Origin of the sequence: Streptomyces meridianus (assembly GCF_023703325.1) — a bacterium.
Taxonomy (GTDB): Bacteria; Actinomycetota; Actinomycetes; order Streptomycetales; family Streptomycetaceae; genus Streptomyces; species Streptomyces meridianus.
Genome location: NZ_JAMQGM010000016.1, coordinates 1 through 20,911, shown reverse-complemented (window position 1 = coordinate 20,911; position 20,911 = coordinate 1). Strand labels below are relative to the sequence as shown.

The following is a 20,911-nucleotide window of genomic DNA, read 5'->3' as shown; positions in this document are numbered from 1 at the left end:
CTGCACGGGCACGATTCCGAGAGGTTCCCCATGAGTTCGGTGCGACGGCCGACACCGCGCCCCACCTACGACCACCCGACCGTCATCCGGCACCAGGACGCCGCCCGGCACCTGTGGGGCGACCCGGGGGGATCCGGATACGTCAGCGACCAGGTCTACGTCTCCTCGGCGGACCTGCACGTCCTGCAGTTCACCCTCACCCCGCGCGGACGTTACGTCCACTCCGAGATGAACCCCACCGTGTTCGCCGCCGACGTCGCCTACGTCGTGCTGTCCGGAGAGCTGATCCTCATCGACCCGGAGCACGGCGAGGTGCGCCCGCTCACGGCCGGTGAGGTCGGCTTCTTCCGGCGGGACACCTGGAACCACGCCGTCAATCCCGGCCACGAGCCGGTACGCGTCCTGGAGTTCTTCTCCCCTCCGCCGTCGCGCAACACCGCCTCCCCCTACGCCCGCAGCAAGCCGCTGTTGCAGGAGACGCACTACCGCGACGAGCGCTGGACCGGCCGGTGGCCCGAGGCGCGCGCCGAGCGGGACGCGACGGCGCGGATCCACGTGGCACGCGAGGGAGATCTGCTCCACTGGCTCCCCGAGGAGGACGGCGGGCATCTGGCGGGCACGGCCGTCGACACCGAGTATCTGACCGTCACCCGGGGGCGCATCTCCCCCGGGCACGCCGGAACCGTGCACACCGCCCAGGACGAGACGGTCGTCTACGTCACCGAGGGCAGCCTGTATCTGCACCTGCCCTCCTTCGAGGGCCCGGCCTGGCACCGGGTCGAGCCGGACGACGCGGCCTACCTGCCCGAGGGCACCGACTACCGACTGGTCGACGTGGAGGGCAAGGGCGCCCGCTACTGGTCCGGGGCGGGACGGGTCCCGGAGGGATGGCAGCCGTGAGCGACCGGGCGGTGGTGGCCCTCGACGTCGGGGGCACCACCATCCGTTCCGGACTGATCGCCGAGGACGGCACCGTCCTGCATGCGGCCGCACGCCCCACCGTTCGCGACGGCCGGCGCGACCCGGGGCTCACCGGGACCGCGTCGGCGGTGCGCGACGTGCTCGAGGCCGCCCGTGAACGGGACGTCCGGGTGACGGGCATCGGCGCCGGGTTCCCCGAATACGTCGACGTCACGGGGCGGTTGACCAGCAGCGAGGTGCTGGAGCGCACCGGGCAGCCGGCCGACCTGCTCGCCTCGCTGGCACCCGGACTTCCGCTGGCCGTCGAGTCCGACGTCCGCTGCGCGGCCCTTGCCGAGGCCCGGCTCGGCCGGGGCCGCGGGCTCGGTTCGTTCCTCTACGTCTCCCTGGGGACGGGCCTGTCCGCCGCATTCGTGCAGGACGGGACCGTCTGGCGTGGGCACCGCGGCGAGGCGATCGCGCTGGGCAACCTCGAAGTGCCGGCCTCCGTCGACCCCGGGTTCTCCGCCGGTACGGCCGGCGGACCGCCGGGGACCCTCGAGGAGTACTCCTCCGGCGCGGGCATCGCCGCCCGTTACACCCAGGGCACTGGCATCAAGGTGAGCGAGACCCGCGATGTCGTGCGCAGGGCCACCGACGGGGATCCGACCGCGCTCCGGCTGCTCACCGGCGCCGGACGCGCCCTCGGCACCGCACTCGGCTGGACGGTGTCGCTGCTGGACCCGGAAGCGGTCGTCGTCGGCGGCGGACTCGGCGTCTCCGGGGGGCTGCTGCACGAGGAGTTGCGCAGCGCCTACGCCGCGGCGTGCCTGCGCCCCTCGCCGCCACCGGTGCGGTACGCCCAACTCGGCCAGCGGTCCGGGCTGTTGGGGGCTGCGCTGGCCGTCCGGCATTGACGCGGCCCACACGAGACAGAGTCCGGGATTCCGCCGTCGGGCGGTGAACACGGCCCATACACTCCCGAATCATGAATACCGCACCAGCCGCCATCACCGGTGACCTGGCGCCGAGCGGCGTGCTGCGCGCCGCGATCAACCTGGGCAATCCGGTCCTGACCCAGGGCACGCCGACGGCGCCGGCCGGCGTCACGGTCGACATCGCACGGCAGCTCGGCGCGCGGCTCGGCATCCCCGTGGAGTTCCTCTGCTTCGATGCCGCCCGCAAGTCCTACGAGGCGATGGCGGCGGGCCGCGCGGACGTCTGCTTCCCGCCGTCGAGCCCGCACGCGAGGCCGAGGTCGCCTTCACTGCCCCGTACGTCGTCATCGAGGGCGTGTTCGCGGTCCCTCGCGGATCGGCCCTCACCGCACCGGCGGACGTCGACCGGGCCGGCGTGCGGATCGGCGTGAAGCGCGGTTCCGCGTACGACCTGTTCCTCTCCCGCACGCTGCGTCACGCGAGTGTGGTCCGGGGAGAGGAGGGGGCCGCCGTCTTTCTCGACCAGGGCCTGGAGGTCGCGGCCGGCATCCGGCAGCCGCTCACCGAGTTCGTCGCCCACCGTCCTCGACTCCGCCTGATCGAGGACCCGTTCATGCAGATCCGGCAGGCGGTCGGTACGACCAGGAGCCGGAAGCCGGCAACCGTCCGGTACCTCCGCGACCTCATGGAGGAGCTGAAGGCCGGCGGCTTCGTCGCGGAAGGCCTCCGGCGGTCGGGCCGGCCCGCCTCACTCGTCGCCCCGCCCGAGCAGCCGGGTTCCTGACTCCTCCCGGCAGCAGGGGGGCTGAGTCCAGGCCGGACATATGCGGACTGAGCAGCGGTTTGTCCCCGACTCGCGGGTAACCGGATCGTCAAATCCGCGCTGCTGATCTTTCCCGGCGGGCCTTTCAGTGGGAATCTCTCCACCAGCTCTTCTCGCGCCACGGGGAGGGCCTGTGCGCATGTCCGCTTGTTGCACCGACTCCCCCCGTACATGCATCACTTCAGCTCTGCCAGGGCGAGTCGTCCCGACCGTCCGTCAGCCGGGCCGCTCCCCCGCGGCCCCGATCGAGGAGAGACCGCGTGACTTCTCCCAGCATGCACCGCCGCTCCACTCTTCGTGCCGCCGCACTCGTCGCCTCGGCGGCCATGGTGGTCGTCAGCGTCCAGGCCGGTTCGGCCAGCGCGGGCAGCGAGCGGTCGAGAGCCTCCGCCGTGCCCCTGAGCGCAGGTGAGTACCGTACGGCCGTCGAGGACGCTCAGGAGCTCGTCTCCGCCACCGCCGACTCGCTCGGGCTCGGAGGCCTGGAGAAGCTGGTCGTCCGCGACGTGATCAAGGACGCCGACGGCACCGTGCACACCCGCTACGAGCGCACCTACGCCGGGATGCCGGTGCTCGGCGGTGACCTGGTCGTCCACGAGAAGAAGGACGGCGCCCGCTCCACCACCAAGGCGACGAACGCCCGAATAGCCGTGGCCTCCACCACGGCCGAACTGCCCGCGGCGAGCGCGAAGAAGAGCGCCCTGAAGGCCGCCGAGGGCAAGAAGACCCGTAAGGCGGAGGCCGGCAAGGCCCCCCGCAAGGTGATCTGGGCCGCCGACGGCAAGCCCACCCTCGCCTGGGAGACGGTCGTCACCGGTGTGCAGCACGACGGCACGCCCAGCCGGCTGCACGTCGTCACCGACGCGAAGACCGGTGAGACGCTCTTCGAGCACGAGGCCATCGAGGCCGGCACCGGCACGGGTGACTACAACGGCACCGTCACCCTGGGCACCAGCCCCGGGGGCAGCGGGTACACGATGACCGACAGCGGTCGCGGCGGCCACAAGACCTACGACCTCAACGGCGGCACCTCCGGGACCGGAACCCTGTTCACCGACGCCGACGACGTCTGGGGCGGCGGACGGCAGAGCGCCGCCGTCGACGCCCACTACGGCGCGGCCCTCACCTGGGACTACTACAAGAACGTCCACGGCCGCTCGGGAATCCGCGGCGACGGTGCCGCCGCCTACTCGCGCGTCCACTACGGCGACAACTACGTCAACGCCTTCTGGGACGACGACTGCTTCTGCATGACCTACGGCGACGGTGAGGGCAACTCCAACCCGCTCACCTCGATCGACGTCGCCGGCCACGAGATGAGCCACGGCGTCACGTCCAACACCGCAGGCCTGGTCTACAGCGGAGAGTCCGGCGGCCTGAACGAGGCCACCTCGGACATCTTCGGCACCTCCGTGGAGTTCTACGCGAACAACACCGCGGACAAGGGCGACTACCTCATCGGCGAGAAGATCGACATCAACGGCGACGGCACCCCGCTGCGCTACATGGACAAGCCCAGCAAGGACGGCAACTCCGCCGACTCCTGGTCGCTGCTGGTCGGCCTGAAGGACGTCCACTACTCCTCGGGTGTCGCGAACCACTTCTTCTACCTGCTCTCCGAGGGCAGCGGCGCCAAGACCATCAACGGCGTGAACTACAACAGCCCGACGTCCGACGGCTCCACGGTCACGGGAATCGGCCGCGGCAAGGCCGAGAAGATCTGGTTCCGGGCGCTGGCCACCTACATGACGTCCACCACCAACTACCAGGGCGCCCGTACGGCCACCCTCAACGCGGCGGCCGACCTCTACGGCAGCTCCAGCACCGAGTACCAGACCGTGAACGCGGCCTGGAAGGCCGTCAACGTCAAGTAACCCGGCATCCCGTCAGCGGGCCGTCCCACCGTTCCTCCGGCGGGACGGCCCGTTCCGTTTCCGGCACTGCTGCGCGGGCCGCCGGTCCGGCGGCCCCCCGCGCCTGCTGCGGTGCGACAGGCGAGACTGCCCGGCCGTTGCCCCGGCGCCGGGCGGAGCGTAGGGACAGTGAGTGGGCCCCTCTCCGCGGAGAGGGGCCCACTCACTGTCCGTACGCCGGGTTCGCGCGCCGGGAATCAGCCGAGGGCGGCGAGCGCCTCGTTGAAGATCTTCGACGGACGCATGACCGCCGCGGCCTTCTCGGGGTCGGGCTGGTAGTACCCGCCGATGTCGACCGAGGAGCCCTGCACCGCGATCAGCTCGTCGACGATGGCCTGCTCCTGCTCGGACAGCGTCCGGGCGAGGCCGGCGAAGGTCTCGGCGAGCGCGGCGTCGTCGGTCTGCTCGGCCAGCTCCCGGGCCCAGTAGAGGGCGAGGTAGAAGTGGCTGCCGCGGTTGTCGATACCGCCGAGCTTGCGGCTCGGGGACTTGTTCTCCTCGAGGAACGTCGCCGTCGCGCGGTCCAGGGTGTCAGCGAGGACCTGGGCACGCGGGTTCGCGGTGGTCTGCGCCAGGTGCTCGAAGCTGACCGCGAGCGCGAGGAACTCGCCCAGGCTGTCCCAGCGCAGGTAGTTCTCCTTGACCAGCTGCTGGACGTGCTTCGGCGCGGAGCCGCCGGCGCCCGTCTCGAACAACCCGCCGCCGTTCATGAGCGGCACGACCGACAGCATCTTGGCGCTCGTGCCGAGCTCGAGGATCGGGAACAGGTCGGTGAGGTAGTCACGCAGGACGTTGCCGGTGACGGAGATGGTGTTCTCGCCGCGGCGGATGCGTTCGAGGGAGAACGCGATCGCGTCGACCGGCGCCATGATCTCGAGCTGCAGGCCCTCGGTGTCGTGCTCCGGGAGGTACTGCTTGACCTTGGCGATGAGGTTGGCGTCGTGCGCGCGGCCCTCGTCGAGCCAGAACACGGCCGGGTCGCCGGTGGCGCGGGCACGGGTGACGGCGAGCTTGACCCAGTCCCTGACCGGCGCGTCCTTGGTCTGGCACATGCGGAAGATGTCGCCGGCGCTCACGGTCTGCTCGAGCACGAGGCTGCCGTTGCCGTCGGTGACCCGCACGTTGCCGGTGACCGGGATCTCGAAGGTCTTGTCGTGGCTGCCGTACTCCTCGGCCTTCTGCGCCATGAGGCCGACGTTCGGCACCGAGCCCATGGTGGAGGGGTCGTAGGCGCCGTTCGCACGGCAGTCGTCGATGACGACCTGGTAGATGCCGGCGTAGCTGCTGTCCGGGATGACGGCGAGGGTGTCGGCCTCGTTGCCGTCCGGGCCCCACATGTGGCCGGAGGTGCGGATCATGGCCGGCATGGAGGCGTCGACGATGACGTCGCTCGGCACGTGCAGGTTGGTGATGCCGCGGTCGGAGTCGACCATCGCGAGCTCGGGGCCCTCGGCGAGCTCGGCCTCGAACGACGCCTTGATCTTCTCGCCCTCGGGCAGCGAGTCGAGGCCCTTGAGAATGCCGCCGAGACCGTCGTTCGGGGTGAGTCCGGCGGTGGCGAGCGCGTCACCGTACTCGGCGAAGGTCTTCGGGAAGAAGGCGCGCACCACGTGGCCGAAGATGATCGGGTCGGAGACCTTCATCATCGTGGCCTTCAGGTGCACGGAGAACAGCACGCCCTCGGCCTTGGCACGGGCGACCTGCTCCTTGAGGAACTCGCGCAGCACCGCGACGCGCATGACGGACGCGTCCACGACCTCACCGGCGAGCACCGGCACCGACTCGCGCAGCACCGTGGTGCTGCCGTCGTCGCCGGCCAGCTCGATGCGCAGGGAGTCGTCCTGCTCGATGACCACGGACTTCTCGGTGGAGCGGAAGTCGTCGCCGGTCATGTGTGTGACGTTGGTCTTCGAGTCCGGCGTCCAGGCGCCCATGCGGTGCGGGTAGGACCGGGCGTAGTTCTTGACCGAGGCGGGGGCACGCCGGTCGGAGTTGCCCTCGCGCAGGACCGGGTTGACCGCGCTGCCCTTGACCTTGTCGTAGCGGGCGCGGACGTCGCGCTCCTCGTCGGTCTTCGGGTCGTCCGGGTAGTCCGGGAGCGCGTAGCCCTGCTGCTGCAGCTCGGCGATCGCGGCCTTGAGCTGCGGGGTCGAAGCCGAGATGTTGGGGAGCTTGATGATGTTGGCCTCGGGCCTCTTGGCCAGCTCACCGAGAGCGGCGAGCTCGTCGTCGATGCGCTGCCCCTCCTGGAGATGCTCCGGGAACTGGGCGATGATGCGCCCGGCCAGGGAGATGTCGCGGTACTCGACGCCGACCCCGGCCGTCGACGCGTAGGCCTTGACCACAGGCAGGAACGAGTACGTTGCCAAGGCCGGGGCCTCGTCGGTCTGCGTATAGATGATGGTCGAGTCAGTCACCGCTACTCCTGCTTCACGTCTACATCGTCTCGATATCAAGATATCTCGTGTCCGTGCCCCTCCGACACCGCCCCCCGCAGCGGATCGCGTCGCAGGCCGGGCCCCGTCGGCGGCGGACACGCAACCGCTATCGGCAACCGGCATCAGCGGCCCGGCCCGCCCCGCGCACCGGCACCCCCGCCCGGTTCGGAGCCGGGACAGGCGGACGACGGCCGAGAAGCCACGCCACGGCTTCCGACGGTACCCGCAGGCCGGTCCGCCTGCCCGGGGCCCGGTACCGGACGCGACCACGGGTGCCCGGTGCGTGACCCCGGAGAAAAGGGCTCGCCGCGGAGGCCGTGGGCGACGACGATGAGCGCGTGCGCATCCGACCCGTCCGCAGCGAGGACATCCCGGCCCTGCAGCAGATCGAGCGGGCCGCCGGGCAGCAGTTCGACGAGGTCGGCATGCCGGAGATCGCTGCGGACGAACCTTTTTCCGCGGCGGAGTTCTTGCCCTACCTGCGTGCCGGGCTGGGCTGGGCAGTCGTGGACGGACGCGACGTCCCGGTGGCCTACGCCGTGGCGGAGCCCGTCGACGGCAACCTGCACGTCGAGCAGGTGTCGGTGCATCCGGACCGTGCCCGCCGCGGCATCGGACGGGCGCTGCTGGACCACGTGGCCGAACACGCCGCGGCGTCGGGCATGCCCGCGCTGACCCTGACCTCGTTCGCCGACGTGCCGTGGAACGCGCCGTACTACGCTCGCTGCGGCTTCCGGGTTCTCGGCGAGAGCGCGATCGGGCCGGGGCTGCGTGCCGTCCGCCGGCGGGAGGCGGATCGTGGGCTGGACCGATGGCCGCGTGTGTGCATGCGCCGGGAGGTGTGACGGCCGTCCGGCTGTCCGTAACGCCCGACGGAGGCGCGATCACGTCCAGCGGCCGAGGTCCGAAGCATCGTGGCGCGGGAATGCGGGTTCGGTGGAGCACGGCGAGACCATCGGTGGGCCCCGGCCGTCGATGCACCTTTGTACAGGTGGCGGGACACGATGGAGGCACCGTCCGGCCGGAGCAGTGGTCGGGGACTGAGAGACTGCCCGGCATGGATATCGTCCGCAGGAACAACGTCACCGTCACCGGTAACCCGCACGGGCCGTCGGTGGTGCTGGCTCACGGGTTCGGCTGCGACCAGAACATGTGGCGGCTGACGGTGCCGGCCCTGGCCGAGGACTACCGGGTCGTGATGTTCGACTACGTGGGTTCGGGCCGATCGGACGCCTCCGCATTCTCGGAGGATCGTTACTCCTCCCTGGACGGCTATGCGCGCGATGCGGTGGAGGTGTGTGACGCGCTCGACCTGCGCGACGCGGTCTTCGTCGGCCATTCCGTGAGCGCGATGATCGGTGCACTGGCCGCCGACGCGGCCCCGGAGCGCATCGGCGCACTGGTGATGGTCGCCCCGTCTCCGCGCTACGTGGACGACGACGGCTACCGGGGCGGGTTCGGCGCCGACGACATCGACGAGCTGCTGGCATCGCTGGAGTCGAACTACCTGGGCTGGTCGGCGGCGATGGCTCCGGCGATCATGGGCAACGCGGAGCGGCCCGAACTCGGCGAGGAGCTGAAGAACAGTTTCTGCGCCACCGATCCGGACATGGCGCGAGTCTTCGCCCGGACGACGTTCCTGTCGGATTCCCGGGAGGATCTGAAGAGGGTGCGGGTGCCGACGCTGGTGCTGGAATGCACCCAGGACGTCATCGCTCCCCAGGGTGTCGGAGCCTTCGTCCACGAGGCGATTCCCGGCTCCGTGCTGATCACTCTGGAGGCGAGCGGGCACTGCCCGCATCTGTCCGCGCCCGCAGCCACCAACCAGGCACTCGTGGAGTTCCTGGCGGGTCTGCGATGATGTGCCGCGCCGACCAGCAGCCCGACCCGCACCGTGCCGGCGACGAGACGTCGGACGCGGTATTCGCCGCACTGTTGGAGGACAGCGCCGAGGAACTGTACGAGTCCGCGCCGTGCGGCTATCTGTCCACGCTGATGGACGGCACCATCGCGAAGATCAACGGCACGCTGCTGGGCTGGCTCGGCCTGGAACGCGAGGCGGTCGTGGGCCGGATGCGGTTCACCGACCTGCTGACCGTGGGCGGCAAGCTCTACCACGAAACCCACTTCGCGCCGTTGCTCCGGATGCAGGGCGAGATCAGCGGGATCGCCCTGGAGATCAAGCAGACCGGCGGCGGCCGGATACCGGTGCTGGTCTCCTCGGTGGTCAAGCACGGCAGTACCGGCGAGCCGCTGCTGATCCGCGCCACCGTCTTCGACGCCCGGGACCGCCGCTCCTACGAGGAGGAACTCCTGCGGCGCCGGAAGGCGGCCGAAGAGGCACGCAAACAGGCCGAAGCCGACCGCGCCCGGCTGCAGAATGCCCTCGCGGTGCTCCAGCAGTCACTGCTGCCCGACATCCTGCCGTCGATCCCGGGCATGGAAGCGGCCGCCCATTACCACGCCGCCTCGCCCGACCGGCTCGGCGGCGATTTCTACGACGTGTTCCCCCTCGACGGCAACCGCTTCGCGTTCTTCCTCGGCGACGTGTGCGGCAAGGGGCCGCAGGCCGCAGCGCTCACGTCACTGACCCGCTACACCCTGCGTGCCGCCGCCCTGCACGACCCCGATCCCGTATGCGCCCTGAGCACACTCAACAGCGTGCTCCACGAGCGCTACACCGGCAGCGGCGACCCGCGCTACTGCACCGCCGTCTTCGGCACGCTCGAACCGGACCCCGCGACCGGGCAAGTCACCGTCCACCTCGCCGCAGGCGGTCATCCTCCGGCCCTGGTGCTGCGCGCCGACGGCACGGCGGACTACTTGCCCACGCCCGGCGGCCTCTTCGTCGGCATCCTGCCGGACGCACACTTCGCCACCGCCACCACCACCCTCGACGCCGGCGACACCCTCCTGCTCTACACCGACGGGCTCACCGAGGCCCGCACCGGCGAAGACCGCACCGCGCTGTTCGGGGAGGACAGCCTGCTCGCCTTCGCCGCCCACCAGGCCGGCCGATCCCCGCAGGCCGTCATCCATGCCCTGACGGGTCTGCTGAACGGCTTCGGCGACGGCCTCGACGACGACACCGCCCTGCTCGCTCTCGGCGTCCCCGTACGCCCCGCCACCTCCCCTGCGACGAGAAACCCGGAATGAGCCCGCTGAAGATCACAGCCCGAGACGCCATGACCGGTCCCGTTCTGGAGGTCATCGGCGCACTCGACTATGCCAACGCCACCGAACTGCGCGAGCAGGTCACCACGCTCGCCTTCCGGCCGGGCCAGCGCCTCGTACTCGACCTGGCCGGCATGGAATTCTGCGACTCCAGCGGCATCACCGCCCTCATCGCAGCCCGCAACCACGCGTACTCCGCCGAGGCCGACATCGCACTGGCCGCGGTACCGGCCCACACCCTGCGCGTTCTGCGCATGATCGGCCTCGACCAGATCCTGCCTCTCTATCCGGACAGCGAGACGGCCGTCCGGTCCTGACGTATCCGGCGGAATTCCTTTGGACACCTCCCGGCCGACGGCCGGTGGAGCACCACTGGTCGCGCCGACCACATGGCCCGGGCCGACCTCGCAGAACGACGGCCCGGGGCACGCCCAGACCCGTGGCCGCACTGCAGCGGAGGGCGGTCGGGAGCACGAGCCCGGCCACGTCGAACCGAGGCCGAGCTCGCTCGATCACGGCTCGTTCACGGCCGAGCAGCGGACGCCTTCACCGGGACCTGCAGCGCGACGGGGGTCTGCTGTCCGTCCCAGCTGGCCAGAAGTTCCTGTTCCAGCGGCTTGTCGACCGAGCCGGCCATCACGAAGTCGATGGTCTCGTCGCGCTGCAGACTCACCTCGCCGGCGGCCCGGACGAGGAAGACGGCAGGCAGCCGCTCCTCGTCGAAGACGATGTTCACGGCCGGCACGCTGCCGTTGTTCCTCAGACGGTAGAGGTCGTTCTCGACGTGCTGCACGTCGAGCTCCACACCTTCCTGCGCAGGATCCCCGTCGGCGGGCCCCGTCTCGCCGCCTGCGGCAGGCCGCGCGCCCTCGGCCGCCGCCGTCACCGCTTCGGTCTCCGCAGCCTCCGGCGCGCCGGGCCGCTGCGACTCGGAGGACTTCTCGGGCAACGTTCTCGGGCGTTTCGCGTCCGCAAGGGCCTTGATGCTGATCACCAGTGCCAGAAGGGACAGACCGAGCGCCGCCGCGCATCCCCAGTTCATGGGCCACCTCTCGTAGACAAGGGCCACACCGTACGAAATCCGATCGGCATCTCGGCACTTCCACACAAGATCGACAAGACCCCGTCACATCCCCCGCAAGTCCGGTGCCGAGGGCCGGCCACGACGCCCGCCGGGGCGGCGGTCAGACCGGGCTGTCCGGGTCGCGATGACGCAGACAGGAGGCGACGACGGCGAAGGGCCACAGCGACTGAGCCGTCGTCAGGGCGCGTTCGGCGAGGCCGGCCGCCCCGTGAAGCTGCAGTTCCAGCAGGAACCACGCTCCGCCGGCCCCCATCAGGACGCTCACCGTGACCGACACCGCGGGACGGAGTCCCCACGGCGCCGAGCCTCTGCGCACAGCGGCCATGACCGGCCACACCGCGAGGAGCGTGAAGCCGATCGTCACCACCGTGCCGTGCCACAGGGAGCCGCCGCTGCTCGGCGCCGGGGAGAAGGCCAGCACCACCGCCGTCACTCCCCCGGCGCCCAGAGCAACCCGCCCGGCGACCGCCGCCGGACGCAGCCCCCAGGCCGTGAGGAGGTGGCAGGCGCCCAGGGCGATCAGCACTCCGGTCATCACCCAGTAGCCGGGAGCGCCGACGACCGCCAGGAGGCTGATCGTCTGGGTGGTGGGCTCGTAGCCGGGCCCATGGAGCAGCGTGGCGGTCATCCAGCCGCTAACCAAGAGGAGAGGCGCACACCCGGACGAGAGCAACGCCCACCAGGGGACAAGTCGCATCCGAACACCGTAGAGCGGCATTCGTGGAGCAGGCGGGCGAACCGCCGACACGCTGGGAACGCGGCGCGTGGGCCTCCCTTCGGCAGAAGGAAGGCCCCCGCAGGTTCCGGCGCCGGGCGGTCCGGGCCCGGCACGGACTCAGTCGAGCTCGACGATGAGGTCGCCGCCCTCCACCTGCTGGATGGAGTTGATGGCGATCCGGGCCACGGTCCCGCCGGTCTGAGCGGTGATGGTGGCTTCCATCTTCATGGCCTCGATGGTGGCCACGGTTGCGCCGGTCTCCACGTGGTCCCCCTCGGAGACCGTCAGCGTCACGACTCCGGCGAACGGCGCGGCGACATGGGCGGGGTTGGTCCTGTCCGCCTTCTCCGTCGCCGGGATGTCGGACGCCACCGACCTGTCGCGCACCTGGATCGGCCGCAGCTGCCCGTTCAGCTTGGCCATCACGGTGCGCATCCCGCGTTCGTCGGCCTCTCCGACGGCCTCCAGCTCGAAGAGCAGCCGGACGCCGGGCTCGAGGTCGACCGGGTACTCCTTGCCGGGATTGAGCCCGTAGAAGAAGCCCTTGCTCTCCAGGACGCTGGTGTCGCCGAACTCCTGTCGATGCGTCTCGAACTCCTTCGTGGGACCGGGGAACAGCAGCCGGTTGAGCGTGGCCCGCGGCTCCGTCCGCAGCTGTTCGCGGTCCTCCGCCGACAGTTCCGACATCGGCTTGGCATCGGCGCGGCCCTCCAGCGCCCTGGTGCGGAACGGCTCCGGCCATCCGCCCGGCGGAGTTCCCAGCTCACCGCGCAGGAAACCGATCACCGAGTCGGGGAGGTCGAATTTGTTCGGCTCGTTCTCGAAGTCCTCCGGGGAGGCTCCGGCACCGACCAGGTGCAGCGCGAGGTCACCCACCACCTTCGAGGAGGGGGTGACCTTCACCAGGTGGCCGAGGATGCCGTCGGCGGCGGCATACATCGCCTCGATCTCCTCGAAGCGGTCGCCGAGGCCGAGTGCGATCGCCTGCGTGCGCAGATTGGAGAGCTGCCCGCCGGGGATCTCGTGGTGGTACACGCGTCCCGTCGGCGAGGAGAGGCCGGCCTCGAAGGGCGCGTAGATCTTGCGCACGCTCTCCCAGTACGGCTCCAGGTCGCCGACCGCCCGGAGATCGAGCCCGGTGGGCCGCTCGGAGTGGTCGGTGGCGGCGACGAGTGCCGACAGCGACGGCTGCGAGGTGGTGCCCGCCATCGAGGCGACCGCGGCGTCCACCGCGTCGGCCCCGGCCTGGACGGCCGCGAGGTAGGTGGCGAGCTGGCCGCCTGCCGTGTCGTGGGTGTGGAGGTGCACCGGCAGGTCGAACTCCCGGCGCAGTGCGGAGACGAGCTTGACCGCGGCCGGAGCACGCAGCAGGCCGGCCATGTCCTTGACCGCCAGAACGTGCGCCCCGGCGTCCACGATCTGTTCGGCCAGCCGGAGGTAGTAGTCCAGCGTGTACAGGTCCTCCGACGGGTCCATGAGGTCGGAGGTGTAGCAGAGAGCGACCTCGGCGACCGCGGATCCGGTCTCGCGCACGGCGTCGATGGCGGGCCGCATCTGCCCGATGTCGTTGAGCGCGTCGAAGATCCGGAAGATGTCGATGCCGGTGGCGGTGGCCTCCTGCACGAAGGCGCTGGTCACCTCGGTCGGGTACGGCGTGTAGCCGACGGTGTTGCGTCCGCGCAGCAGCATCTGCAGGCAGATGTTCGGCACGGCTTCGCGCAGGGCGGCCAGGCGCTCCCAGGGATCCTCGGCGAGGAAGCGCAGCGCGACGTCGTAGGTGGCGCCGCCCCAGCACTCCAGGGACAGCAGTTCGGGCGTGGTCCGCGCCACCACCGGGGCGACGGCGAGCAGGTCCTTGGTGCGGACGCGGGTCGCGAGGAGCGACTGGTGCGCGTCGCGGAAGGTGGTGTCGGTGACGCCGATGGTGGGCGATTCACGGAGCCTGCGGGCGAACCCGTCCGGGCCGAGTTCGGTGAGCAGCTGCTTGGAGCCGGCCGGCGGCTCGCTGCCGTCGATCCGCGGCAGCTTGTCGGTCGGGTCGATCACCTGGGGGCGCTCGCCGTTGGGCTTGTTCACCGTGACGTCGGCGAGGTAGGTGAGCAGCTTCGTACCGCGGTCGGCGGAGTGCCGGGCGGTCAGCAGGTGCGGCCGTTGCTCGATGAACGAGGTGGTGACCCGCCCGGCCTGGAAGTCCGGGTCGTCCAGCACGGCCTGGAGGAAGGGGATGTTGGTCGACACACCGCGGATCCGGAACTCGGCCACGGCGCGCCGGGCGCGGCCGATGGCGCCCGCGAAGTCCCGGCCGCGGCAGGTCAGCTTGACCAGCATGGAGTCGAAGTGGGCGCTGATCTCGGTCCCGGCGTGGGTGGTGCCGCCGTCGAGGCGGATCCCGGAGCCGCCGGGGGATCGGTAGGCGCTGATCATGCCGGTGTCGGGGCGGAAGCCGTTCGCCGGGTCCTCGGTGGTGATCCGGCACTGCAGGGCGGCGCCGCGTACGTAGACGGCGTCCTGCGTGAGTCCGAGACCGCTCAGGGTCTCGCCGCCGGCGATGCGCAGCTGGGACTGGACGAGGTCGACATCGGTGATCTCCTCGGTCACCGTGTGCTCGACCTGGATGCGCGGGTTCATCTCGATGAAGACGTGGTTGCCGTCGCGGTCGAGCAGGAACTCGACCGTTCCCGCGTTGCGGTAACCGATCTGCCGGGCGAACTTGACGGCGTCGTTGCAGATCCGCTCGCGCAGCTCGGGGTCGAGGTTGGGGGCCGGGGCGAGTTCGATGACCTTCTGGTGGCGTCGCTGCACCGAGCAGTCGCGCTCGAACAAGTGGATGACGTTGCCCTCGGCATCGGCGAGGATCTGCACCTCGATGTGCCGGGGTTCGACGACGGCCTTCTCCAGGAAGACGGTCGGGTCGCCGAACGCGGACTCCGCCTCGCGGGTCGCCGCCTCGATGGACTCGCGCAGTGCCGCGCGGTCCTCGACCCGCCGCATGCCGCGGCCGCCGCCGCCGGCGACGGCCTTGACGAAAACCGGGAAGCCCAGGTCGTCCGCGGCCCGGACCAGCTCATCGATATCGGTGGACGGCTCCGAGGAACCGAGGACGGGGACACCGGCCTCACGGGCCGCGGCCACGGCGCGGGCCTTGTTGCCGGTCAGTTCGAGGATGTCCGCGCTGGGGCCGACGAACGTGATGCCGGCCTCCTCGCACGCCCGCGCCAGGTCGGGGTTCTCGGAAAGGAACCCGTAACCGGGGTAGACCGCGTCCGCGCCCGCCTGCCGCGCGGCGTTGACGATCTCCTCGACCGAGAGGTAGGCACGCACCGGGTGGCCCGGCTCGCCGATCTCGTACGCCTCGTCGGCCTTGAGCCGGTGCAGCGAGTTGCGATCCTCGTGCGGGAACACGGCCACGGTCCGCGCGCCCATTTCATAGGCGGCGCGGAACGCCCGGATGGCGATCTCCCCACGGTTGGCGACTAGCACTTTGCGGAACATGCCCGATCCCTTCCATGTGCCCGGCACCGAGACGCCAGGTCTCCGACGTCACTGCTGTGCAGTTCAAGTGCTGTGCACCGGTTGTCCGATTCGATTGGAGCCTCCGGAAAACGCGCTCCGCGACCCCCTCGTCCGGCCCGATGACACGGCTGGAAGCGGGATGCCGGCGCAGCTGGCGAGCACCGGGCCGGTGGAACTGCAAACCGGTGCCGGACGACCACCTCGGTTAGGACTACCCGAGGACGGCGGCTGATCACCTGTGCCGGTCGTCACGTAGGGAGCCCGCCCACGCCATACCGTCCGCCCTTCCGTCGCGAGCGGCATCCGTGGTGGGCGCCGCAGCCGGTGATCGGGCGGTCCTGCCGCGAGAAACGGCGAGGTGACGCAGAGCGCGCCCGGCACGCGTGCAGAGGCGAGAGGGAGCAGGACGTCACCCACGCACCGGGCGGGACGCGGATCCGCCACCGCTCCCCACCCCGGGAATTCACCCGGCGGGAAGTTGCCCGTCGGTTTCCGTCCCTCCGCCTCGCGCAGGATGCCCGAGGCCCGTACCGCGCTACCAGGAGTCTTCGCCATGCGTACTCGTCTCGCGCTCGCCGCGACGCTTTCCCTCGCCGTGATCGGGGGCACGACCGCGATCGCCACGGCGACCCCGCCCACGCCGTACCGTGACGGCAACAAGCTCACGCCCGCTGCCCAGTCCTTCACGAAGGTCACCAGGGACACTCAGTGGAAGCTCACCCGCAAGGTGCGGCTCGACTTCCCGACGTATCACCCTCAGGGGTTCGCCCTTGCCGGCGACCTGATCTTCATGTCCAGCGTGCAGATCGACGAGAAGCCGGAGAAGTACCCCGAGCCCGTCGACGGCTACGACCGCAGCACCGGCAAGGGTGTCGGACACGTCTTGGTGATGACCAGAGAAGGCAAGCTGGTCAAGGACATCGTGGTCGGCGAGGGCACGATGTACCATCCCGGCGGCATCGACTTCGACGGCGAGTCCGTCTGGGTGCCCGTCGCCGAGTACCGGCCGAACAGCCAGTCGATCATGTACCGGATCGACGCGAAGTCCCTCCAGGTCAGGGAGGCGTTCCGGCATCGCGATCACGTCGGCGGCGCGGTGTTCGACCGCTCCTCGGGCAAGGTGCACGGAGTCGGATGGGGTTCCCGGAAGTTCTTCACCTGGACGCAGAAAGGTGACTTGCTCAGGTCGGCGGCCAACCCGAGCCATCTGATCGACCATCAGGACTGCGACTACGCGGGCGCCGGCAACCAGCTCTGCTCGGGTGTCACCGAGCTGCCGACCGCAGACGGCGGGAAGTACGAGCTCGGCGGCCTGGCACTGATCGATCCGGCAACCGACAGGATCAGGCACGAGGTGCCGTTCCCGCACTTCTCCGCCGCGGGCCACGCCGTGACGAGGAACCCTGTGGCGCTGGAAACCCAGGGTTCGACCCTGCGGCTGCTCGCAGCACCGGACGACGCCGAGGAGGCTTCCGGCACCGATCTGCTCGTCTACGAGGCCACCCCGTAACGACCGGTGGGGCGGCCGGGCGTCCGCGAGCGAGCGAACACCGCCCAGCCGGCCATCGGGTCGTTCCATCACGAGCGGTTCGCGGCTGGAAACCGGGGCCCGGGCGGCAGGTCGGTGCGGCGGCGGCCCGTCCTCAGCGGCTGCGGGCCGGTCGGATCGCGCCGGGCCTGGGCGAGCCGAAGCGCGCCAGGCAGTGCCAGACCTTCTTCAGCGCCTGAGGGTCGTGGCGGCCGGCTCGGGCCGCGTCCCCGATGGCCCGCGGATCGAGGATCCTGCCGACGGCGATGGCGGCGCCGAGGTCGACGTACTCCTGCCCGCGGTAGCCGGCGTGGCGGCGCAGACCCTCGACACTGATCCGGAAACCGCCGTGCCACGCGACCGGACAGGGCAGGCTCCGTGCCGCCGCCTCCACGTCGGAGCCCCGGTAGGCGGGGTCGAGAACGAGGGCTTCCACATCCCGGTCGAACCGGGATCGAGCGGCCCGCCGGACGACAGGGCGGCGACGTGGCGCAGAGCTCGCTCTCCGCGGGCGTGCAGGAGGGGGAGGGCATCGGTGCTCACCCGCACAGTGTGCCGGTGTACGGCCCGCTTCCACGTCTCTCCCGGAGAATCGGCCGGCGGCGCGACTCAGTGGTTCGACGGGGAAGCACCCGGCACGCGTGCACGTCGGTGAACCCGAGACGACATCCGGTCCCGTGCCGGACACGTCATCAGCCGCCTTCCTGCTCGGGCAGCCCGCCCGGCCCGGCCCCACGGCGCAGCCGGACGGGTCGCTCGGTCGTCGCCGCACCTCAGCGTGCTGTCCCCTCCTCGGCTCCGGCGCCGGCACCGGCACCGCGCTCGTACTCCGCGCGCACCGACGGGTCCTTCAGGGCGGCCAGTTGGTCGGGCACCACCATCCGCTGCCACCAGGGACGCAGCCGGGCCGGCAGCAGCGCCGAGACGAGCGGAACCAGCCCGACCTGCCGGGGCAGAGACACCTCGGGCCGGGGCCGGCGGACGACGCTCAGGACAGTGTCGGCGACGTCCTGCGGGGCCAGACGGCGGATCAACCCTGCGCTGGTACCGACCGCCAGCTCGGTGTCCACGACGCCCGGCATGACGACGGAGACGTGGACACCGGTGCCGCGCAGCTCGGCCCGCACGGCGGTGCTGTAGCCGTGGACGGCGTGCTTGCCGGCGGCGTACGTCGCCTCCCCCGCGGGGGCCAGCTTGCTGGCCGCGGAGGCGATGTTGACGATGTGCCCGGCCCCGCGGGCGCGCATCCGGGGCGCTGCGAGCTTCATGCCGCGCAGCACCCCGTGCACGTTCACGTCGAACTGCCGCAGAGCTGTCTGTTCCGTCTCGTCCGCGAACGGACCGACCCACATGATCCCGGCGTTGTTGACCAGGACGTCGAGCGGGCCGAACCGTTGCTCGGCCCGGTCCAGGAATCGCTCGAACGAGGCAGCGTCGGTGACGTCCAGGGCGAAGCCCGCGGCCCGGCCGTCCGTCGAACGGGAGATCTCGTCCGCGGCGGAGCGGGCCGCCGCCCCGTCGAGGTCTCCGAGGGCGACCAGGCCTCCGGCCCGTGCAAGGGTCTCCGCGACGGCACGGCCGATGCCACGCCCGGCACCGGTCACCGCGATCACGCGGCCGGCAAGCGTCGATCCGGCCGAGGGCGCCGCCTGCCTGTTCGCCGAGGGGGTTGCGGGTTCGTCCGTCATGCGTCTCCGTCCTTGCGCGTGCCGCTCGGTGGGCCGGCCGCCGATTGCAGAAGTGACAGGTGGAGACTCGGATCGGGGCGGCACGCAGTCAAGGCCTCCGACAAGGAATCTGCGGGCGGCCGGCGGAACCCGCGGCGCTCCGGCACAGCGGGCGTGAGGTGCAACTCCGCTGCGCCGCGGACGGCGACGGGGTCCCGGCAGGGCATCCGGCCCCGCCGGGACCGGCTGCCCCCACCACCGCCCCGCCGGTCGCGCGGACGGCGCGAACGGGCTCCGGGGTCAGACCACCGGAGCGGGGAACGTCGGGTACTCCACCCCGGAGACGTGCTGGACGACTCGGATGACCTGGCAGGAGTAGCCGAACTCGTTGTCGTACCAGAGGTAGAGGATCGCGTTGTCGCCGTCGACCTTGGTGGCGCCGGCGTCGACGATCGAGGCGTGGCGCGAGCCGATGAAATCGCTGGAGACCGCGTCGGGAGCGCTGATGAAGTCGATCTGGCGCTTGAGCGGCGAGTTCAGTGACACGTCGCGGAGGTGGTCGAGGACCTCCTGCCGTGTGGTCTCCCGCCCCAGCCGCAGGCTGAGGATGGCGATCGAGACGTCCGGCACGGGGACACGGATCGAGCTGCCGGTGATCGGCGCCTCGAGGTCGGGCAGCGCCTTGGCCACGGCGGAGGCGGCACCGGTCTCGGTGATCACCATGTTCAGGGGCGCCGAACGGCCACGACGGTCGGCCTTGTGGTAATTGTCCAGCAGGTTCTGGTCGTTGGTGAACGAGTGCACGGTCTCCACGTGACCGCGCAGGACGCCGTACTCGTCCGCCATGGCCTTGAGCGGCGGGACGATCGCGTTGGTGGTGCAGGACGCGCAGGACAGGATCTGCTCGTCCGGCTTGATCATGTCGTGGTTGACGCCGTGGACGATGTTGGGAACGTCGCCCTTGCCCGGAGCGGTCAGGACGACCTTGTCGATGCCGGGGCGGAGGTGCTTCGACAGGCCCTCGCGGTCGCGCCACTTGCCCGTGTTGTCGATGAGGATGGCGTCCTTGATGCCGTACGCCGTGTAGTCCACCTCGGACGGGTCGCCGGCGTAGATCACCTTGATCTCGTTGCCGTTGGCGATGATCGTGCTGTTCGTCTCGTCGACGGTGATCGTGCCCTGGAACTGGCCGTGGATGGAGTCGCGGCGCAGCAGCGAGGCGCGCTTGACGATGTCCTGCTCACCGCCCCGGCGGACGACGATGGCACGGAGCCGCAGGCCGTTGCCGGAGCCGGCCTTCTCGATCAGCAGGCGGGCGACGAGACGGCCGATGCGGCCGAAGCCGTAGAGGACGACGTCGCGGGCCTCGCGGCGCTCGATCTTGTTGGCGCCCGTGGCGCCGGCGACGGCCTCGGCGGTGAACTGCTCCACCGAGAGACCACGGTCGTCGGTGCGGTACGTCTCGGCGAGAAGGCCGATGTCGATCTGGGAGGGACCGAGGTCGAGCGTGGTCAGAGCCTGCAGGAACGGAAGCGTGTCGATGACCGAGAGCTCCACACCGGCGATCTGCCGGGCGAACCGGTGGGTCTTGAGGATGCTGACCACCGACTTGTTCACCAAGGAGCGGCTGTGCAGCAGGACTGTGACGTCCCGCTCCCGTTGCAGCTTCCCGATGATCGGAATCATGGACTCCGCGATCTCCTCGCGGTTCTTCCAGTTGGTGAACGAGTCGTCGTTGACAGTCACAGGCGTATCTTTCGAGCTAGGCGGTGCTCAGATGCTAACGTCCCGGGCCTTTGATCATTCAAACGGTCCCGCTCGACGGGGCACTGCGGCGGACGTCACGGCCGCACCACGACGGAATTCCGGCCACCCACCGGCGGATCGATGCGCCATTTCATGCGGGTTTGCCACCCTTGGCCGTGGCGTGATTCCCGCCGGCCGGGGCCCGACGTGATCTGCGTCAAACCGCCCGGGAACCCGCCCGGGCGAGTCCCGGACCACACCCCCGGTCCTGCCCGAAGCGCCTCGTCCGACGCCGGCCGCGGCCTGACCCCTGTCCGGCCCCCGAGTTCCGGACAGGGCACCACCGGCCGCACCGACGGCTTCGACCCGTCACGCAGTGCTTCATGTCATGTCATGACATGAGCCGTCGTCCCTGAGCAAGTCACCCTGGTTCGGGCGCTGTTCGAGGACCTAGCCTCGCCGTTTCGGT

16 protein-coding genes and 1 pseudogene are annotated in these 20,911 nt (G+C 70.6%); 10 read left to right on the top strand and 7 right to left on the bottom strand.

Features of this window, described 5'->3' with window-relative positions:
* The first annotated feature begins 30 nt into the window (after nt 1-30).
* The 5 genes from M1E25_RS07185 (at nt 31) to M1E25_RS07170 (ending at nt 4,535) form a co-directional block, all read left to right on the top strand.
* Nucleotides 31-900: a hypothetical protein gene (locus M1E25_RS07185; protein ID WP_251411427.1), complete on the top strand. Its 870-nt coding sequence runs from the start codon at nt 31-33 to the stop codon at nt 898-900.
* Nucleotides 897-1,817, top strand: a complete 921-nt coding sequence (locus M1E25_RS07180) for an ROK family protein (protein ID WP_251411424.1) — start codon at nt 897-899, stop codon at nt 1,815-1,817. Before M1E25_RS07185 ends, M1E25_RS07180 begins: the two co-directional genes overlap by 4 nt.
* Nucleotides 1,818-1,888: 71 nt before the next feature.
* Nucleotides 1,889-2,269 carry a type 2 periplasmic-binding domain-containing protein gene (locus M1E25_RS25745; protein ID WP_308290399.1) on the top strand — a complete coding sequence of 127 codons (381 nt, stop codon included), beginning with the start codon at nt 1,889-1,891 and terminating at the stop codon, nt 2,267-2,269.
* Nucleotides 2,266-2,622, top strand: a complete 357-nt coding sequence (locus M1E25_RS25740) for a type 2 periplasmic-binding domain-containing protein (RefSeq protein WP_372500536.1) — start codon at nt 2,266-2,268, stop codon at nt 2,620-2,622. Before M1E25_RS25745 ends, M1E25_RS25740 begins: the two co-directional genes overlap by 4 nt.
* A gap of 314 nt (nt 2,623-2,936) precedes the next feature.
* Nucleotides 2,937-4,535 (top strand): M4 family metallopeptidase, encoded by a 1,599-nt coding sequence (locus M1E25_RS07170; protein WP_251411682.1) that lies wholly within the window; start codon nt 2,937-2,939, stop codon nt 4,533-4,535.
* 236 nt (nt 4,536-4,771) lie between these two features.
* Here the strand turns inward: M1E25_RS07170 and M1E25_RS07165 are convergent, their stop codons facing one another.
* Nucleotides 4,772-6,991, bottom strand: coding sequence for an NADP-dependent isocitrate dehydrogenase (locus M1E25_RS07165; RefSeq protein WP_251411421.1), 2,220 nt, complete (start codon nt 6,989-6,991; stop codon nt 4,772-4,774).
* A gap of 359 nt (nt 6,992-7,350) precedes the next feature.
* On the opposite strand from M1E25_RS07165, the gene M1E25_RS07160 reads away from it, so the two are divergent.
* The 4 genes from M1E25_RS07160 to M1E25_RS07145 all read left to right on the top strand — a co-directional run bounded on the left by M1E25_RS07160 (nt 7,351) and on the right by M1E25_RS07145 (nt 10,503).
* Nucleotides 7,351-7,857, top strand: coding sequence for a GNAT family N-acetyltransferase (locus tag M1E25_RS07160; protein WP_251411418.1), 507 nt, complete (start codon nt 7,351-7,353; stop codon nt 7,855-7,857).
* A 212-nt stretch (nt 7,858-8,069) separates the two neighbouring features.
* Nucleotides 8,070-8,873, top strand: coding sequence for an alpha/beta fold hydrolase (locus M1E25_RS07155; RefSeq protein WP_251411415.1), 804 nt, complete (start codon nt 8,070-8,072; stop codon nt 8,871-8,873).
* The gene (locus M1E25_RS07150) at nt 8,873-10,168 is read left to right on the top strand and encodes a PP2C family protein-serine/threonine phosphatase (protein ID WP_251411679.1); all 1,296 of its coding nucleotides are present in this window, start codon (nt 8,873-8,875) and stop codon (nt 10,166-10,168) included. Before M1E25_RS07155 ends, M1E25_RS07150 begins: the two co-directional genes overlap by 1 nt.
* Nucleotides 10,165-10,503, top strand: coding sequence for an STAS domain-containing protein (locus M1E25_RS07145; RefSeq protein ID WP_251411413.1), 339 nt, complete (start codon nt 10,165-10,167; stop codon nt 10,501-10,503). The genes M1E25_RS07150 and M1E25_RS07145 overlap by 4 nt, the downstream gene beginning before the upstream one ends.
* 206 nt (nt 10,504-10,709) lie before the next feature.
* On the opposite strand, the gene M1E25_RS07140 is transcribed toward M1E25_RS07145, so the two are convergent.
* From M1E25_RS07140 to M1E25_RS07130, 3 genes are all read right to left on the bottom strand, one after another.
* Nucleotides 10,710-11,228: a hypothetical protein gene (locus M1E25_RS07140; protein WP_251411410.1), complete on the bottom strand. Its 519-nt coding sequence runs from the start codon at nt 11,226-11,228 to the stop codon at nt 10,710-10,712.
* A 142-nt stretch (nt 11,229-11,370) separates the two neighbouring features.
* Nucleotides 11,371-11,967, bottom strand: coding sequence for a DUF998 domain-containing protein (locus M1E25_RS07135; protein WP_251411407.1), 597 nt, complete (start codon nt 11,965-11,967; stop codon nt 11,371-11,373).
* A gap of 138 nt (nt 11,968-12,105) precedes the next feature.
* Nucleotides 12,106-15,480: a pyruvate carboxylase gene (locus tag M1E25_RS07130; protein WP_251411405.1), complete on the bottom strand. Its 3,375-nt coding sequence runs from the start codon at nt 15,478-15,480 to the stop codon at nt 12,106-12,108.
* A gap of 574 nt (nt 15,481-16,054) precedes the next feature.
* On the opposite strand from M1E25_RS07130, the gene M1E25_RS07125 reads away from it, so the two are divergent.
* Nucleotides 16,055-17,011 (top strand): DUF6454 family protein, encoded by a 957-nt coding sequence (locus tag M1E25_RS07125; RefSeq protein ID WP_251411402.1) that lies wholly within the window; start codon nt 16,055-16,057, stop codon nt 17,009-17,011.
* Between the two features lie 133 nt (nt 17,012-17,144).
* Here M1E25_RS07125 and M1E25_RS07120 read toward each other — a convergent pair.
* The 3 genes and pseudogenes from M1E25_RS07120 to M1E25_RS07110 all read right to left on the bottom strand — a co-directional run.
* A pseudogene (locus M1E25_RS07120) lies at nt 17,145-17,480 on the bottom strand (DUF3626 domain-containing protein); the annotation flags it as partial.
* A gap of 322 nt (nt 17,481-17,802) precedes the next feature.
* A complete protein-coding gene (locus tag M1E25_RS07115; RefSeq protein ID WP_251411399.1) occupies nt 17,803-18,717 on the bottom strand; it encodes an SDR family oxidoreductase in 915 nt (304 codons plus the stop codon).
* Nucleotides 18,718-18,996: 279 nt separating this feature from the next.
* The gene (locus M1E25_RS07110; protein ID WP_251411396.1) at nt 18,997-20,442 is read right to left on the bottom strand and encodes a glyceraldehyde-3-phosphate dehydrogenase; all 1,446 of its coding nucleotides are present in this window, start codon (nt 20,440-20,442) and stop codon (nt 18,997-18,999) included.
* Nucleotides 20,443-20,911: the final 469 nt, after the last annotated feature.

Coding starts and splice junctions, on each gene's coding strand:
- M1E25_RS07185 (WP_251411427.1), top strand. CDS start 31: ATGAGTTCGGTGCGACGGCCGACACCGCGCCCCACCTACGACCACCCG.
- M1E25_RS25745 (WP_308290399.1), top strand. CDS start 1,889: ATGAATACCGCACCAGCCGCCATCACCGGTGACCTGGCGCCGAGCGGC.
- M1E25_RS07170 (WP_251411682.1), top strand. CDS start 2,937: ATGCACCGCCGCTCCACTCTTCGTGCCGCCGCACTCGTCGCCTCGGCG.
- M1E25_RS07155 (WP_251411415.1), top strand. CDS start 8,070: ATGGATATCGTCCGCAGGAACAACGTCACCGTCACCGGTAACCCGCAC.
- M1E25_RS07150 (WP_251411679.1), top strand. CDS start 8,873: ATGTGCCGCGCCGACCAGCAGCCCGACCCGCACCGTGCCGGCGACGAG.
- M1E25_RS07145 (WP_251411413.1), top strand. CDS start 10,165: ATGAGCCCGCTGAAGATCACAGCCCGAGACGCCATGACCGGTCCCGTT.
- M1E25_RS07140 (WP_251411410.1), bottom strand. CDS start 11,228: ATGAACTGGGGATGCGCGGCGGCGCTCGGTCTGTCCCTTCTGGCACTG.
- M1E25_RS07135 (WP_251411407.1), bottom strand. CDS start 11,967: ATGCGACTTGTCCCCTGGTGGGCGTTGCTCTCGTCCGGGTGTGCGCCT.
- M1E25_RS07130 (WP_251411405.1), bottom strand. CDS start 15,480: ATGTTCCGCAAAGTGCTAGTCGCCAACCGTGGGGAGATCGCCATCCGG.
- M1E25_RS07125 (WP_251411402.1), top strand. CDS start 16,055: ATGCGTACTCGTCTCGCGCTCGCCGCGACGCTTTCCCTCGCCGTGATC.
- M1E25_RS07115 (WP_251411399.1), bottom strand. CDS start 18,717: ATGACGGACGAACCCGCAACCCCCTCGGCGAACAGGCAGGCGGCGCCC.